Consider the following 14,705-nt stretch of genomic DNA (forward strand, 5'->3'; position numbering starts at 1 on the left):
GCGGAACAATTAAACAAACTTTGGCAGGCCATAGACGTTCGTTTATGGAAGCGCCGTGCCGCGATCGCGCCGGACATCGTTCGGCGTCTTACCCGTCCAGCGCTTGAACGCGTGGCGAAAGCTCACGGCGTCGCTGAAACCCAGCGTCACGGCAATGTCTTCGATGCTGAGTGCCGTCGTGCTCAGATAGTCGACGGCGAGCGCCTTGCGCACACCCGTCAATAGCTCGCTATACGACGCGCCTTCTGCTTCGAGCTTGCGGCGAAGCGTGCGCGACGTCATGCACAGGCTTTCCGCGATCTGTTCGATATCCGGAAACTTGCCGGGCGTGCGCGTGAGTTCCTGATAGACGCGCCGCGTGACGCCCGCCTGCCAGCGGAACTGTTCGACCAGCCGCGCGCATTGCGTCGAGACTTGCGCAGCCGTGATTGGATTGGCGAGTTGCGGCGCGCGCGACAGCCACGCGGCAGGGTAGCTCAACAGATTCTGCGGCTGGTCGAAGGCGAGCGGGCATTCCAGCACGTCGGACAGCAACGCCGCATGCGACGGTTGCGCCTGCGTGAACATCGCGCGCGCCGGCACGCACCATGCGCCCATCACATCCTTGATGACCGTCACGTGCACGGCAAACTGCAGGTCGATCAAAAAGCGGTACAGCGCCTCGCCGATGTCGGGCATCCGCACTTCGTCGAGATTCGGGAAGACCCACGATGCCGCGTCGTCATGCCCGAACCAGCGGATATCGAGCATGCCGTTGGCGAGCTGATGGTATTTGACGGCGGTATCGAAAGTCTGCGCGAGCGATTCCGAGCACAGCAGCGCGTAGCCGTACATGCCGTAGCTCGATGCATGCAAGCGGCAGCCGACACGCACGCCGAGATCCGGTCGCTCACATAGACGGACGGCATTGCGGGCCGCGATCTGAAATTGCAGCGACGAAGTCAGCGTGAACGGATTGGCGACGGCCCCGGCGTCGAGTTCGGTGCCCGCCAGCACGGCATGCGCGTCGATGCCGGCTTCCGATGTCACATCGAGCAGCGCGACGAGCTTGGACGGCGCAAAACGCTTTTCACGCCAGCCGATGACGGACGGCGCGTGCCGATGGGTTGCCGCCGTGTGCGCGGGCGCGCGTTGCTGCATACGTGGGTGAGTCCTGTGTCCGAAACGATACCGGTTGCGTGCCCGGAATTCTGCGCCCGAACGCATCGGCTCGCCATAGGGTTCACCCTTATTCATCTTGCTGATGCCGCGCGCCAACGCGCATGAATGGCGGTTCGGGTATCTGTCGAGCGTAAAGCAGCTTGTCCGTTGCGATCACTATTTCGGCCTCGCAGATCATTTGCATCCGTTCATCCGCGCGCGATAGTTCAGCGTACATACAAGATCGATCAGGAGACAGCGTGGACGACAGCCACATCAGCCCCCGTCATTGCACGAAACCATCCGTGGAAGGCCACGCCAGCAAACGGCACTGGATCGCCTCGTACGGCTCGATCCCCGCCGAGATCGATGCCGACCGCTATCCGTCCGTCAACGCGCTGCTGGAAGGCGCAATGCGCGAGTTCGCGGCGAAGCCCGCGTTTCGCGCGTTCGGCCAAACGTTGACTTATGCGGACATCGACCGCCTGTCGTCGGCATTCGCTGCGTATTTGCAGAAGGTGGCGGGCGTCGGCAAGGGCGACCGCGTGGCCGTCATGCTGCCCAACCTGCTGGCGTTTCCGATTGCGTTCATCGCCATCGCGCGGATCGGCGCGGTGCAGGTCAACGTCAATCCGCTCTACACGGCGCGCGAACTGGAGCATCAACTGAACGACGCGGGTGTCGAAACGATCGTCGTGTTCGACGGCTCGACGCGCACGCTGGCCGACGTCGTCAGCCGCACGAAGATCAGGACGGTGATCACGGCAGGCGCGGGCGACGGCAGCGGCGCCACGCTTCCCGGACCTGCCGCCGACCCGGCACTGCGCGGCGCGATCACGCTGCCGCAAGCGCTCGCGCAAGGCGAGCGGCTCGTCGCCGACCCTGTCGACGTCACCGGCAGCGATCTGCTCTTTCTGCAATACACGGGCGGCACGACGGGGCTGTCGAAGGGCGCCGCGCTGTCGCATCGCAACCTGGTGGCGAACATCGAGCAGTTCAAGGCCTTCATGCCCGATTCGCTGCGCCCGGGCGTCGAGGTCGTCGTCACGGCGATTCCGCTGTATCACATCTTCGCGCTGACGGTGAACTTCCTCACGTACTTCTCCGTGGGCGCGGAGAACTGGCTGGTGGCGAATCCGCGCGACGTCGAGCCGTTCATCGACGTGCTGAAGGCCGCGCGTCCGACCGTGTTCGTCGGCGTCAACACGCTGTACGCGGGGCTGGCCGCGCATCCGCGCCTCGCGGAAGTGGACTGGTCGCGGCTCAGGCTGTCCGCGGGCGGCGGGGCGGCCGTGATCGATATCGTCTCCGGGCGCTGGAAATCCGTGACGGGCAGCTTCATCCGCGAGGGCTATGGGTTGTCGGAGACCTCGCCCGTCGTGTCGTTCAATCCGCAGTTCATCGACGGCTTCACGGGCAACACGGGCCTGCCCGTGCCGTCCACCGACGTCAAGCTGCTCGACGACGACAACCGCGAAGCGGGTATCGGCGAGGCGGGCGAGATCTGCGTCAAGGGCCCGCAAGTGATGCGCGGCTACTGGAAGCAGCCCGAGGCCAACGCGCGCGCCTTCACGGCGGACGGCTACTTCCGTACCGGCGACATTGGCGTGTTCGACGACAAGGGCTTTCTGAAGATCGTCGACCGCAAGAAGGACATGGTGATCGTCTCCGGCTTCAACGTTTACCCCAACGAAGTCGAAGCGGTGGCGACCGCGTTTCCCGGCGTGGCCGAATGCGCGTGTATCGGCGTGCCGGATGAAAGAACGGGCGAGGCGCTCAGGCTGTTCGTCGTCACGGCACCGGGCGTCGACGTGACGCAGCAGGCGCTGATCGCGCACTGCCGCGCGAGCATGGCGGCCTACAAGGTGCCCAAGGCCATTCAGTTCGTCGATGCGTTGCCGAAATCGACGGTCGGCAAAATCCTGCGTCGCGAGTTGCGGCGCGTCGAGTGACACGCGGATTGCGGCCACCCCATCTGGGGGCATAAGCTGGTTCATGTGACATGCGGCAGGCGCCTCGCGGCCGCGCATTCGACGTGAAACGCTTCTTTACCCGAGAGGGCGGACGATGAGCCAGGCGACCAGCGGTCCGGACCGCGCCGACACCCGCCGCGCCCATCCGTTGCTGCGCCGTGTGCCTGGCATCGCGACGCTGCGCGCGTATCGGGCCGCGTGGCTGTCGCACGATCTGATTGCGGGCATCGTGCTCACCACGGTGCTCGTGCCCGCCGGGCTCGGCTACGCGGAAGCAGCGCGCCTGCCGGCCATCACGGGGCTCTACGCCACCATCGCGGCGATCGTCGCGTATGCGGCCTTCGGGCCGAGTCGCATTCTCGTGCTCGGACCCGATTCGGGGCTCGCCGCGCTGATTGCGTCGATCGTGCTGCCGATGGCAGGCGCGCGCCCGGAGCAGGCGCTGGCGCTGGCGGGCATGCTGGCGATACTCTCTGGCGTGTTCTGCGTCGCCGTCGGCGTGTGCCGTCTCGGCTTTCTCACCGACCTGTTGTCTAAGCCGATCCGCCAAGGCTATCTGAACGGCGTCGCGCTGACAGTCATCATCAGCCAGGCGCCGAAGCTGCTCGGCTTCAACGTCAAGGGCAGCAACCTGTTGCAGGAAGCGGCCGGTCTGATGCGCGGCGTATTGGATGGCAAGCTGAACGAGGTGACCTGCGTGATCGGCGCCGCGTGCCTGCTGGTCATTTTCGCGTGCAAGCGCTGGACGCCCGTGGTGCCGGGCATACTCGTCGCCGTCGTCGGCGCGACGCTTGCCGTCGCGCTGTTCGACCTGGACCAGCGAGCGGGCGTGGCCGTGGTCGGCGACGTGCCGCAGGGTTTGCCCGTGCCGTCCTTCCCCTCCGTTTCATTCGATCAGATCGTCGCGCTCGTGCCCGGCGCGATCGCCATCGGGCTGATTGCGCTCGCGGATATCAGCGTGCTGTCGCGCGTATTCGCGGAACGCAGCGGCGAACGCGTCGACCGCGATCAGGAACTGGTCGCGCTCGGCGCGGCCAACATCGCCGTGGGACTGTTTCAGGGCTTCCCCGTCACGAGCAGTTCGTCGCGCACGCCTGTGGCCGAATCGGCGGGTGCAAAAACGCAGTTGACGGGGATCGTCGCCGCGCTGTGCGTCGCCGCCTTGCTGATCTTCGCGCCGACGCTGCTGCACTCGCTGCCGGCCGCCGCGCTCGGCGCCGTGGTCGTCGCGGCGGGCCTGGGGCTGTTCGAAGTGAGAGACGTGATCCGCCTGTTGCGCCTGCGTCGCAGCGAGTTCACGCAGTCGATGGCGTGCTTTGCGGGCGTCGCGCTGATCGGTCCGATCCAGGGCATCTTCATCGCCGTCGGACTGGCGCTGATGGCGTTCGTCTGGCGCGCGTGGCGGCCTTACGATGCCGTGCTCGGCCGTGTCGATGGACGCAAGGGCTACCACGACATTTCGCGGCATCCCGCTGCGCGGACCATTCCGGGGCTGGTGTTGTACCGCTGGGATGCGCCGCTCTTCTTCGCGAACGCCGAGATCTTTCGCGACCATGTGCAACGCGCAATCGAAACGGCGGCCACGCCCGCGAACTGGGTCGTCGTTGCAGCGGAGCCGATGACGGATGTCGACGTCACGGCGAGTGAAGTTCTGCGCGAGTTTCATGCGAGCCTGCGCGAGCGGCATATCGAGTTGTGTTTTGCCGAGATGAAGGGGCCGGTGAAGGACATGCTGCGGCGCTACGGCCTGTTCGACACGATGGGCGAACAGCACTTCTTCCCGACGACGGGCGTGGCCGTCGATGCGTATCTGGACCAGCACGATGTGGAATGGCGCGACTGGGATGACAAAGGCGACGCCGACGCAAAGCAGAACGGCAAGCAGCCGTGACGGACAAACGCGGCCCGCTCACTGCACGGCAGCAAGCGGCACGCGAATCGAAATATGAAAGCCCGCACCCGGCGAACTGGCGAACGATACCGAACCCTGTAGCTGCCTGACGCGCTCGCGAATGCCAAGCAGCCCGAACGACGCGCCGACGGGCGGCAGCGTGAGCGTAGCGCCGACGCCGTTGTCCTCGATATCGAGCGAAACGTGATCGCCGGTGCATGCCAGCTCGATGCGCACGCGGCTCGCGTTTGCGTGACGCGCGACGTTGGTCAGCGCTTCCTGCACGATACGAAACAGGTTGGTCGAGGCAAATTCGTTGAACTGCGGCTCGCTGGCTTCGATGTGAACCGTCGCGGCCACGCCGTAGCGCTTCGTGAAGTCTTCGGCGAGCCATTCGAGCGCGGCGGTGAGGCCCAGATCGTCGAGCAGCGGCGGCCGAAGATCCGAGGCAATGCGGCGCAGCGACATCGCCATCGCGTCGATTTCCTGTTGCAGCGCGCGCGTTTGCGGCACGAGCGGCGCGGTCTCGGCCTTCGCGGCAAGTGTCGCTTCCATCAGCGCGACACTCATTTTCAGCGCGGTCAATTGCTGTCCGAGGTCGTCGTGCAGTTCGCGCGCAATGCGCTTCTGCTCGTTCTCGCGCGTGATCTGCACCTGCGCCGAGACTTCGCTCGCAAGTTCGAGTTCGGCGAGACGCATGCGGTCGGTCATGTCGCGCGTGACCTTGGCGAAGCCGAGCAGCGCGCCGCTGGCGTCGCGTACGGCCGAAATGGTGACGTTGGCCCAGAACCGCGAGCCGTCGCGCCGCACGCGCCAGCCTTCGTCCTCGACGCGCCCTTCGGCGGCGGCGATGTCCAGCTCGTGCGCGGGCTTGCCGGCGGCGATGTCCTCGTCCGTATAGAAGGCCGAAAAATGACGGCCGACGATCTCGTCGTTTGAATAGCCCTTGATGCGCTGCGCGCCCGGATTCCAGCTGGAGACCTTGCCTGCCGGATCGAGCATGAAGATCGCGTAGTCCTGAACGGCTTCGATCAACAGGACATAACGGTCCGCGAGCGGGACATCCAATGCGGACGCCGCTTTGTCGCTGCGGGACGGCTCGTTACCCGGCGCGGCCATCGTGATTCCCGGCGGTTGGTGAGAGGACCGTTGAGTTATATCAGTTCGCGAACGGTTGTACCAGTTTGCCCGGCGGTCGTGCGCGGCGGCCGAAGCTCTGCCGCGTTGACCTGGGTCAATCACGCCGTCGCGCGCGGCCGGTACGCTGATGTCACGGATCTGCGCAGGACTGGCTGTGCGCATCCGGTGAAGCGGGCTTCAATGGGAGACGATGGTGGGCATCGGCATGCAGATTGTCTATCTGGGCTGCAGCGCGACGGCTGCGCTCGAAGCGGAGGCAGCGATGCAACTGATGCGCCTGCAACCGTTCGGCGCGTCGCTGTCGGATTGCCGTCTGGCCATCGAAGCGCTGCGGCTGCGCTCGGGCAAACCGCTCTACGATGTGCGCCTCGACCTCGTCACTGCGGCGCACGAACTGAAGCCGATTGGCCGCCATGCGGCGGAAAGCGCGGAAGAGGCCGTGCGCTGCGCGTTCGATGCAGCCGAGCGCGCGCTGCGGACAGCGGCCTCTGCGTCCGCGTCACGCCGTTGAGCGGCGCGCTGTTGAACACGTTCAGGCGCACCGCGCGCAGTCAGACTTCGTCGGCGAAAACGCCGTGCTCAGGCTCGGAATCGGTCCCGTCGATCCACTGCACATGCCATTGCCCGGCGACGGACGTGTGATCGGCATCGCGATACCAGAGCGCCTGCCCCGATTCACCTTCGAACGGTCCGTCCAGTGCGAGCAGATCGAGGCCCGGCAACTCGCAGCAGACGCGCTCGCCCGCGGCGTCCAGAATGCGCGTGCCGCCGTTCGAAAGCGCCAGCGTGCCCCATTCAGGCAGATCGATCACGGCATGTCCTTCGCGTGACCATTTGCGGGCGTCGCGGTCGAGCCAGAGAATGGCGTAGACGGACGGCTCGATGCATTCGAACGTATCGAGGTGAAGGGTGATTCTCATCGACGGCTCCTTTTCGGCGTGGCGCACGCATTCAATCTACCGTGTATGCGTGGCTGGAAATTGAGGCACGTCAATGGCCGCCGACATGAGCATGCGGCAAAGCGCTGCTGCTGCGAACCTCAGGACACGACGTCGGCAAGCGGGCGTCGCGGCGAGTGCGCAGCCTGCGGGCCGCGCCCGACGCGCAGCAGCAGTTGCGGCGTCGCGTCGAGGTGCAGCAGGCCGCTGATCTGCACGCGCAGCGTGGTCACTTCGATGGGCTGGTTGAGGTAAGACGCGGTCAATCCTTCGGAGACGGCAACCAGCAGCATGCGCTCGAGCGCCTGGCCAGCGGCGATCCATGCTTCGCGGTCGTTGCGCAAGGTCGCAATGCCGACGATCAACGGCGAGCCATCGACGAGATGCCGGTGCGTGGCCGGCGTCCCCGCGCCTGCGTCGAACACGCGGACCACCGCGGACACGAGCGGCACCGCGAAATCGAGCAGCCCGCTCACGGTCGTCCCATACGCCGGCATGCCGTCGTCGCGGCGGCGCGGATGGACCCAGACGGCAAGCTCGCGCCGAAAGCGCGGGTCGGCGAACTGGGTATGGTCCGCTTCGGCGACGAGGTACGCAATCGCCTGGCGATCGGCGCGCTCATGCAGGCAGGCCGCCAGCGCGCCTTCCGCGTCGCAGGCGTCGATCAGCTTCTGTTGCACGGGAACGGGAACGGGCTCGTCGGCAAAGGGCGCGCGGGTCGTGACGCGCCGCGTGATCGCGTCGAAGAGCGACGCGACGGATGCATCGCCTTGACCATGACGCGACACCCGCACCAGCGCGACGACGTCGGGGTCCGCGTCCGACGGGAACAATGTGATCGCATAGGCGAACCCGAAGTGGCTCAGCGCCACGCGCAGATTGAAGAGCGCGGCCCCGCAACTGATGATCAGCCCGCGATCGAACGGATCGACGACGGGCAGCGCCCGCAGCCTGTCCACGCAGACGTGCACGGTGCTGCCGTCGATCATGAAGTGCCACGGCTGCGTGTTGTGATTGGACGGCGCGAGCACCGCGTATTGCAGTGCGAAGCGCAGTTGCGCATCGAGTGGCGCGGCAGGGTCGAACTGTGTTTCGTCGATTTCCCATGCCGATCGCGGCGTGGCGTGAATCATCGGGTCGTCCTCGCGCCAGACCCGCGCTAGACGCGCGCAAGCCCCTCGTGATCGACGATGCGGATCGTCTTGCCGTTTGCATCCACGAGCCGCTCGCGCTGGAACTTCGAGAACATGCGGCTCACGGTTTCGAGCTTCATCCCGAGATAGCAGCCGATCTCCTCGCGCGTCATGCGCAGATGAAACTCCGCCGCGGAGAAGCCGCGCGCCTTGAAGCGCCGCGACAGGTTCAGCAGAAAGGTCGCCACGCGCTGCTCGGCCGTCATGGTGCCGAGCAGCATCATCTGGCTGGACTCGCGGACGATCTCGCTGCTCATCATCTGATAGATGTGATGCTGCATCGGCTTCAGCTCGCGGCAGATCGCTTCCAGTTGCGCAAACGGAATGATGCAGACGACGCTGTCTTCGAGCGCGATGGCATCGCAGTTGTGCTGGCTCGCGCCGACGCCGTCGAGACCCAGCGCCTCGCCGGCAATCTGGAAGCCCGTCACGTGCTCGCGGCCGTCGCGATGCATGACGACCGTCTTGAACGATCCCGCGCGCACCGCGTAAATGCTGTGGAACGCGTCGCCGGCGCGATAGAGCGTGTCGCCGCGCTTGACGGAACGCGTCGAGCAGATCACGGCGTCGAGCCGGGCCAGTTCGTCGGCGTTCAGGTCGGCGGGCATGCACAGCGCCCGCATCGCGCACGCGGAGCAGCGCGGCGCACGGCGCGCAGACGGCTCGGCGCGCGAGACGGGATGAATCGGCACGACGCGTGCACGGATTGTCGGGCGGTCGCTGCTGAGGGCGGTTTCAGTTGCGGTAGCAGTGGCGGCAAGCATGATCGGCTCCTGTTCGCTCACGGGGACGCGCGTTGCGTCCGGGCAATGCCTGCGACGGTGCGGCAGGCTGCATCGAATTCAGACGTCTTGTCGAAGAAGAAATCGGCGCCCGCCGCGTTGCACGCATCGCGGAACGCGCGCGCAATGTGGTTGGTCAGCACGATCTTGACGATGGCCGGATGCAGGCGGGACAGCGTCTCGATGAGCGCAAGACTGTTGCCGTCGGCAAGGCGCAGGTCCAGCACGACGATATCCGCCTCGCAGGCGCGGATGCCCTCCAGCGCCGAGTCCCCGTCTTCAGCCTCGCCGGCGATTTCCACGCCCGCGATAGCGCCGAGCAGACGCGCAAGCCGGTGCCGCACTTCGACGGCGGCGTCGACGAGATAGACCTTGGCGGCGAGGGCTGGCACGGCGGTATCCATGTCCAGCAGTATCGACGGCCCTATCTCAAAAATGTATAGGACACGATGGAACCGACCCTAGGAGTTTAGGTAGGCGTTATAGGAATATTCCTACTGAGGGCAACAGAGCCTTAAGCGCCGCGGCTAGATGTCGGCCTCGTCGTCGATCAGCTTGTGGCGGATCGCATAGCGCACCAGCCCGTTTTCATTCGGCATCTGCATTTTTTCGAGGATGCGGGTCTTGTGCGTGCTGATGGTTTTGACGCTCACGCACAGTTCGTGCGCGATTTCGGTGATGCTCTGGCCGGAGACGATGCGCCGGAACACGTCGTACTCGCGGTCGGAGAGCCGGTGATGCGGCAACGCTTCGGCGGGTTCGTTCAGATGCTGCGCGAAGCGCTCGGCCATCGCGAGACTGACGTAGACGCCGCCCGACGCCACCTTCGTCACAGCGCCGACCAGCTCGGCGCTGGCGCTTTCTTTCGTCATGTAGCCCGATGCGCCCGCCTTGAAGGCGCGCACCGCGTATTGCTGCTCCGCGTGCATCGTCAGCACGAGGATCCGCAGCGCGGGTTTCTCGTCCTTGATCTGCTTGATCAGATCGACGCCGTTGCGGCCCGGCATCGACAGGTCGAGCACCAGCACGTGGGCTTCCGCGGCGCGCACCAGCGCGATGGTCGTGGCGCTGTCGCATGCCTCGCCCGCCACCTCGAAACCGCTCGCGGATTGCAGAATGTGGCGCAGCCCGTCGCGCACGAGCGTGTGGTCGTCGGCAAGCAATACCTTGATCATGTCTGCGTATGTTCCTGTTGCACGGTTTGCATGGGAAAGGTCACCGTCAACGCAAAGCCCTGGTTCCTCGTCGTGTCGATCCGGACCGAGCCGCCCAGCATATGAGCCCGCTCGCGCACGCCGATCAGGCCGAACGGACTGTCTGCGCCTGCCTGCTCTCCCGTGCCGCTGCTTGCGTCGGGTTCGGCGCCACGGCCATTATCCGCGATGCGCAGCACGTAGTGTTGACTCCCCGCATGCAGCGTCAGCTCGACGGCGCTCGCTTCGGCATGGCGCGCGACATTGGTCAGCGCTTCCTGGACGATGCGGAACAGGGCGGTCGCCGCGTCTTTCGTGAACGCTGTGTCGGTAGTCTCGATGTCTCGTTCGACGGCGATGCCATAGCGGCTGGTGAAGTCGTTCGCGAGCCATTCGATCGCGGGCGCGAGGCCGAGATCGTCGAGCATCACGGGCCGAAGGTCGGCCGCGATACGGCGCAATGAAGCCACCGTCGCGTCGATGGTGCGAGCCATGCCGTGCAGACGCGACATGGCGTCGATCTGTTCGCGCGTGCCCGAATGCGAAGTCAGCTCGCCTTCGAGCACCGAAAGCTCCATTTTCAGCGCGGTGAGCTGCTGACCCAGATCGTCGTGCAGTTCGCGGGCGATGCGCGTCTTTTCCTCCTCGCGCACGCTCTGCAGATTGGCCGACAGCCGCCGCAACTCCTCGCGCGACTGCTTCAGCGCGTTGTCCGACTTCACGCGCTCGGTGACGTCGCGCAGCATCACCGTATAGAGTTTGCCAGCGTCTTCGCGTATCTGCGAAATCGACGCCTCCAGCGGAAATTCTTCGCCGTTCGCGCGCAAGCCGAACAGAACCGGCTGCCGACCCATCATGCGTTCGGAGATGCCCGTCGCGCCGAACTGCGCGACGTGCTGCGCGTGACCGTCGCGAAACCGCTGCGGGATGAAGCGTGAGAGCGGCGCGCCGAGCGCCTGCGCGGCGGGCACGCCGAAGATGCGTTCGGCGGTCGGATTGAAGATGACGATGTTTTGCGCTTCGTCGATCGTGATGATCGCTTCCATCGACGAGCGGATGATGCCCATCATGCGCGATTCATCGCGGCTCGCGTTGCGTGCGGAAAGGGCTTGCGTGCGCGTGGCGGCGAGCACGCTGACCACGGCGGCAGCAATCGACAACGCGCACAGCGCCGTGATCAGCGCGAGCGTTGCCGCGCCGCTCGACGCGACGACGGCAAGCACGACCAGTGCGGTCAACCCGCAGGCGAGGGCGGCATATTGCGCGCGGGCAACGCGCCGATGCGCGAGCGACTTGCTGGCGATGTCGAGGTCGACTTTCATTCTTGCCTGCCTCGCGATAACGACGGGCAGCGCGCGGCGCTTCCCGGCAAAGGCCGCCGTCGTGCGAAGCGCGCGTGCGTGACGCTGACATCGTGCGCGTTTGCGCCTGTCGCCGCGTGGCGTCCCGTCCGCGACGCCATCGTCATGCGCCCGTCAATGCGACATCAGGACGGGCACCGTCATCGATTCGAGCATCGTTCGCGTGACGCCGCCGAATACACGTTCGCGCGCGCGGGTATGTCCATACGCGCCCATCACGAGCAGGTCCGCGTGCAGATCGGATGCGCGGTTGAGCAACGTCGCGCCGGTACCGACGCCGATATGATGCGGCGTCGTCGAAAACGACGCTCGTACGCCATGTGCGTCGAGCCATGCGGCGACGTCGATGCCTTCGGGCGCGTCCGGGCTCTGTCGACTGTCATGGTGCACACGATGCCGCACGATATCGACGCCGACATGGCGCGCGCGTTGCAGCAAGGGCAGCGCATCGGCGGCGGCGCGCGCAGCTTCGCGGCTGCCGTCCCACGCGAGCAGCACGTTGTCGCCGAGCGTGCGCACCTCGCCCGCATACGGAACGACGAGCGCGGGGCGGCCCGCCCCCAGCACCAGATCGCCGACGAAGTGCGGTGTCACGAACGACGCGGGATCGTTGGGATCTTGCTGGCCGAGCACCAGCAGATCCGCGTGCCGCGCATGGAGCATCGCGACGTCGAGCGCGGGTCCGGGCGGCGCGCGCCATTCGGCGCTGCGGCCGGCGCGTTCGGCGGCGGCGAGAAAGGCGTTTTGCGCCTTCTCGCGGCGCTCGTCTGCATGCGCTTCGAGCTGCCCGAACGACAGCGTTTTGTCCTGCCGGAAGATCGGCCTGAACAGATCCTGGCAGACCACGTACAGCCCGATCAGATGCGCATCCCAGCGCTGCGCGAGTTCGAGCGACAGCGCGATGCGCGTGTCGCTGCGGCGGCTATCGTCGATATGGACGAGCAGGGTCTTGTAGCTCATGTCAGTTCCTTTTTCAGCAGGACGCTCAGTGCGACAGCAGCACGGGCACGGTCATCGACTGGAGTACGGTGCGCGTCGCGCCGCCCAGCACCAGCTCGTGCAAACGGGAATGCGCGTAGGCGCCCATCACGATCAGGTCGCAGCCCGATTCCGCCGCCTGCGACAGCAGCACGTCGCCGATCGGCGTGTCGCCGCTGGCGGAGACTTCACGCACGTTCACCTTGACGCCGTGTCGCGCGATGGTCAGCGCAATGTCGGCGCCCGGAATGCGCCACAGCGGCGGCTCGTCGCGCGTCGCGTTGACGGTGAGCAGCGTGACGTCGGCGGCGTGCGACAGGAAGGGCATCGCGTCGTGAATCGCGCGCGTGGCTTCGCGGCTGCCATCCCACGCAACCAGCACGCGCTGGCCGAGCGTCGCGTGGGCGCCCGCCGACGGCACCAGCAGCACCGGACGGCCCGCCGACATCAGCAGATGCTCGACGAACTGATCGGCAATGAACGATTCGGGGTCTTGCGGATCGGTCTGTCCGGCGATCACGAGATCGGCGAGACGCGCGTAGGACGGCACGACGTCGTTCGCGTAGCCGGGCGCCGCAATCCAGCGCGCGTCCACTTTCGCGCGCGCGGCTTCCGCATGGAACAGGCGGTCGAGCGCGGCGCTGCGTTCGTGACGTTGACGCTCATGCTCCGCGTAATAGAAAGCCGTGCCCGCCATCACGAATAGCGCGTGGGGATCGGGCAGGTAAGTCGTAAAGAGGCCCGTCAGCTTCGCGTGAAACTGATGGGCGACCCGTAGCGCGATTTCGAGGCGCGGATGCGCGTGAACGCCCGTATCGAGTTGCACGAGGATGCTCTTGTAGCTCATCGCCGTTACTCCAGACAGAGAGAGACGTGGAGCGGGCATCAGCCCGCGATGCAAACGAGTCTACGGGGCGCATCGGCATGGCGATTGATGCAGATCAAGCAGCGTCGTATCGTGAGTCGCGCGGTTGTTTCCGGGGCGATTGATCGACGTCAAGCGGGACGGCGCGCATGGGTCTAGATTGTTCTGTGTGAACTGCTTCATTCCTTCAATGGAGGACTCTGTCATGAAAGCACTCGTGTATCACGGCCCCAACGAGAAGTCGCTCGACGAACGCCCGATGCCCGAACTCGCGGCGCCCACGGACGCCGTCGTCAGGATGACGCGCACGACCATCTGCGGCACCGACCTGCACATCCTCAAGGGCGACGTACCGACCTGCGAGCCGGGGCGCATTCTCGGCCACGAAGGCGTGGGCGTCGTGCATAGCGTGGGCAGCGCGGTGAGCGGCCTCGCGGTCGGCGATCACGTGCTGGTGTCGTGCATTTCGTCGTGTGGGCGATGCGACTATTGCCGGCGCGGCATGTACTCGCATTGCACGACGGGCGGCTGGATTCTCGGCCATCGCATCGACGGCACGCAGGCCGAATATGTGCGTATCCCGCACGCGCAGACGAGTCTCTACCGCATTCCCGCGGGACTCGACGAAGAAGCGCTGGTGATGCTCTCCGATATCCTGCCGACCGGCTTCGAATGCGGCGTGCTCAACGGCAAGGTTCAGCCGGGCAGCACGGTGGCGATCGTCGGCGCGGGGCCGATCGGGCTCGCATCGCTATTGACGGCGCAGTTCTACTCGCCCGCGCAGATCATCATGATCGACCCGGACCCGAACCGGCTCGAAGTGGCACGACGTTTCGGCGCGACGGCCTCCATCGACAACAGTCACGAGGATGCCGTTGCGCAGGTCATGGCGTTGACGGAATCGACGGGCGTGGATTGCGCGATCGAAGCCGTCGGCGTGCCCGCGACCTTCGAACTCTGCGAAGCGCTGGTCGCGCCCGGCGGCACGATTGCGAACGTGGGCGTGCATGGCGTGAAGTGCGATCTGCATCTGGAAAAACTGTGGGACCGCAACATTTCGATCACGACGCGTCTGGTCGATACGGTCAGCACGCCGATGCTGATGAAAACCGTGCGCGCAGGCCGCCTCGATCCGAAGCAGCTGATCACGCACCGGTTCGCGCTCGACGACATGCTCGCGGCGTACGAGACGTTCTCACATGCGGGGAGCACGCATGCGCTCAAGGTGCTGATCGAAGTATCGTGACGCGT

Annotated in this window: 13 protein-coding genes and 1 pseudogene; 4 read left to right on the top strand and 10 right to left on the bottom strand. The window is 65.7% G+C overall.

Annotated features, from left to right (window positions below; translation table 11 throughout):
* Positions 1–42: 42 nt before the first annotated feature.
* Positions 43–1,140: an AraC family transcriptional regulator gene (locus tag PPGU16_RS33515; RefSeq protein WP_180726990.1), complete on the bottom strand. Its 1,098-nt coding sequence runs from the start codon at positions 1,138–1,140 to the stop codon at positions 43–45.
* Positions 1,141–1,400: 260 nt separating this feature from the next.
* Between PPGU16_RS33515 and PPGU16_RS33520 the strand changes: the two genes are divergently transcribed.
* Complete coding sequence (locus PPGU16_RS33520; protein WP_434064448.1) at positions 1,401–3,092, top strand: AMP-binding protein; 1,692 nt, start codon at positions 1,401–1,403, stop codon at positions 3,090–3,092.
* 115 nt (positions 3,093–3,207) lie between these two features.
* Positions 3,208–5,004 (top strand): SulP family inorganic anion transporter, encoded by a 1,797-nt coding sequence (locus tag PPGU16_RS33525; RefSeq protein WP_180726991.1) that lies wholly within the window; start codon positions 3,208–3,210, stop codon positions 5,002–5,004.
* Positions 5,005–5,022: 18 nt separating this feature from the next.
* Here the strand turns inward: PPGU16_RS33525 and PPGU16_RS33530 are convergent, their stop codons facing one another.
* Complete coding sequence (locus PPGU16_RS33530; protein WP_180726992.1) at positions 5,023–6,123, bottom strand: PAS domain-containing sensor histidine kinase; 1,101 nt, start codon at positions 6,121–6,123, stop codon at positions 5,023–5,025.
* A gap of 214 nt (positions 6,124–6,337) precedes the next feature.
* Between PPGU16_RS33530 and PPGU16_RS33535 the strand changes: the two genes are divergently transcribed.
* Positions 6,338–6,655: a hypothetical protein gene (locus tag PPGU16_RS33535; protein ID WP_180727160.1), complete on the top strand. Its 318-nt coding sequence runs from the start codon at positions 6,338–6,340 to the stop codon at positions 6,653–6,655.
* A 40-nt stretch (positions 6,656–6,695) separates the two neighbouring features.
* On the opposite strand, the gene PPGU16_RS33540 is transcribed toward PPGU16_RS33535, so the two are convergent.
* From PPGU16_RS33540 to PPGU16_RS33575, 8 genes and pseudogenes are all read right to left on the bottom strand, one after another.
* Positions 6,696–7,064 (bottom strand): DUF3564 domain-containing protein, encoded by a 369-nt coding sequence (locus PPGU16_RS33540; protein WP_180726993.1) that lies wholly within the window; start codon positions 7,062–7,064, stop codon positions 6,696–6,698.
* Between the two features lie 119 nt (positions 7,065–7,183).
* Entirely contained in the window at positions 7,184–8,215 is a 1,032-nt protein-coding gene (locus PPGU16_RS33545) for an Acg family FMN-binding oxidoreductase (protein WP_180726994.1), read from the bottom strand.
* A 26-nt stretch (positions 8,216–8,241) separates the two neighbouring features.
* A complete protein-coding gene (gene fnr, locus PPGU16_RS33550) occupies positions 8,242–9,039 on the bottom strand; it encodes a fumarate/nitrate reduction transcriptional regulator Fnr (RefSeq protein ID WP_180726995.1) in 798 nt (265 codons plus the stop codon).
* Positions 9,040–9,056: 17 nt separating this feature from the next.
* A complete protein-coding gene (locus tag PPGU16_RS33555; protein WP_180726996.1) occupies positions 9,057–9,461 on the bottom strand; it encodes a response regulator in 405 nt (134 codons plus the stop codon).
* Positions 9,462–9,584: 123 nt separating this feature from the next.
* Entirely contained in the window at positions 9,585–10,232 is a 648-nt protein-coding gene (locus PPGU16_RS33560) for a response regulator (RefSeq protein ID WP_180726997.1), read from the bottom strand.
* Positions 10,229–11,446 (bottom strand): annotated as a pseudogene (locus PPGU16_RS33565) (PAS domain-containing sensor histidine kinase); the annotation flags it as partial. The gene PPGU16_RS33560 and the pseudogene PPGU16_RS33565, both read right to left, overlap by 4 nt.
* A 279-nt stretch (positions 11,447–11,725) precedes the next feature.
* The gene (locus PPGU16_RS33570) at positions 11,726–12,571 is read right to left on the bottom strand and encodes a universal stress protein (RefSeq protein ID WP_180726999.1); all 846 of its coding nucleotides are present in this window, start codon (positions 12,569–12,571) and stop codon (positions 11,726–11,728) included.
* A 25-nt stretch (positions 12,572–12,596) separates the two neighbouring features.
* A complete protein-coding gene (locus PPGU16_RS33575; protein ID WP_180727000.1) occupies positions 12,597–13,436 on the bottom strand; it encodes a universal stress protein in 840 nt (279 codons plus the stop codon).
* A 223-nt stretch (positions 13,437–13,659) separates the two neighbouring features.
* On the opposite strand from PPGU16_RS33575, the gene PPGU16_RS33580 reads away from it, so the two are divergent.
* Positions 13,660–14,700: a zinc-dependent alcohol dehydrogenase family protein gene (locus PPGU16_RS33580; protein WP_180727001.1), complete on the top strand. Its 1,041-nt coding sequence runs from the start codon at positions 13,660–13,662 to the stop codon at positions 14,698–14,700.
* Positions 14,701–14,705 lie beyond the last annotated feature (5 nt).

The organism is Paraburkholderia largidicola, assembly GCF_013426895.1.
Classification (GTDB): Bacteria; Pseudomonadota; Gammaproteobacteria; order Burkholderiales; family Burkholderiaceae; genus Paraburkholderia; species Paraburkholderia largidicola.

Bases quoted from the DNA above. Each gene is read 5' to 3' on its own strand.
- PPGU16_RS33545 (WP_180726994.1), bottom strand. From the start codon at position 8,215: ATGATTCACGCCACGCCGCGATCGGCATGGGAAATCGACGAAACACAG.
- fnr (WP_180726995.1), bottom strand. From the start codon at position 9,039: ATGCTTGCCGCCACTGCTACCGCAACTGAAACCGCCCTCAGCAGCGAC.
- PPGU16_RS33525 (WP_180726991.1), top strand. From the start codon at position 3,208: ATGAGCCAGGCGACCAGCGGTCCGGACCGCGCCGACACCCGCCGCGCC.
- PPGU16_RS33580 (WP_180727001.1), top strand. From the start codon at position 13,660: ATGAAAGCACTCGTGTATCACGGCCCCAACGAGAAGTCGCTCGACGAA.
- PPGU16_RS33530 (WP_180726992.1), bottom strand. From the start codon at position 6,123: ATGGCCGCGCCGGGTAACGAGCCGTCCCGCAGCGACAAAGCGGCGTCC.
- PPGU16_RS33570 (WP_180726999.1), bottom strand. From the start codon at position 12,571: ATGAGCTACAAGACCCTGCTCGTCCATATCGACGATAGCCGCCGCAGC.
- PPGU16_RS33560 (WP_180726997.1), bottom strand. From the start codon at position 10,232: ATGATCAAGGTATTGCTTGCCGACGACCACACGCTCGTGCGCGACGGG.
- PPGU16_RS33575 (WP_180727000.1), bottom strand. From the start codon at position 13,436: ATGAGCTACAAGAGCATCCTCGTGCAACTCGATACGGGCGTTCACGCG.
- PPGU16_RS33555 (WP_180726996.1), bottom strand. From the start codon at position 9,461: ATGGATACCGCCGTGCCAGCCCTCGCCGCCAAGGTCTATCTCGTCGAC.
- PPGU16_RS33515 (WP_180726990.1), bottom strand. From the start codon at position 1,140: ATGCAGCAACGCGCGCCCGCGCACACGGCGGCAACCCATCGGCACGCG.
- PPGU16_RS33540 (WP_180726993.1), bottom strand. From the start codon at position 7,064: ATGAGAATCACCCTTCACCTCGATACGTTCGAATGCATCGAGCCGTCC.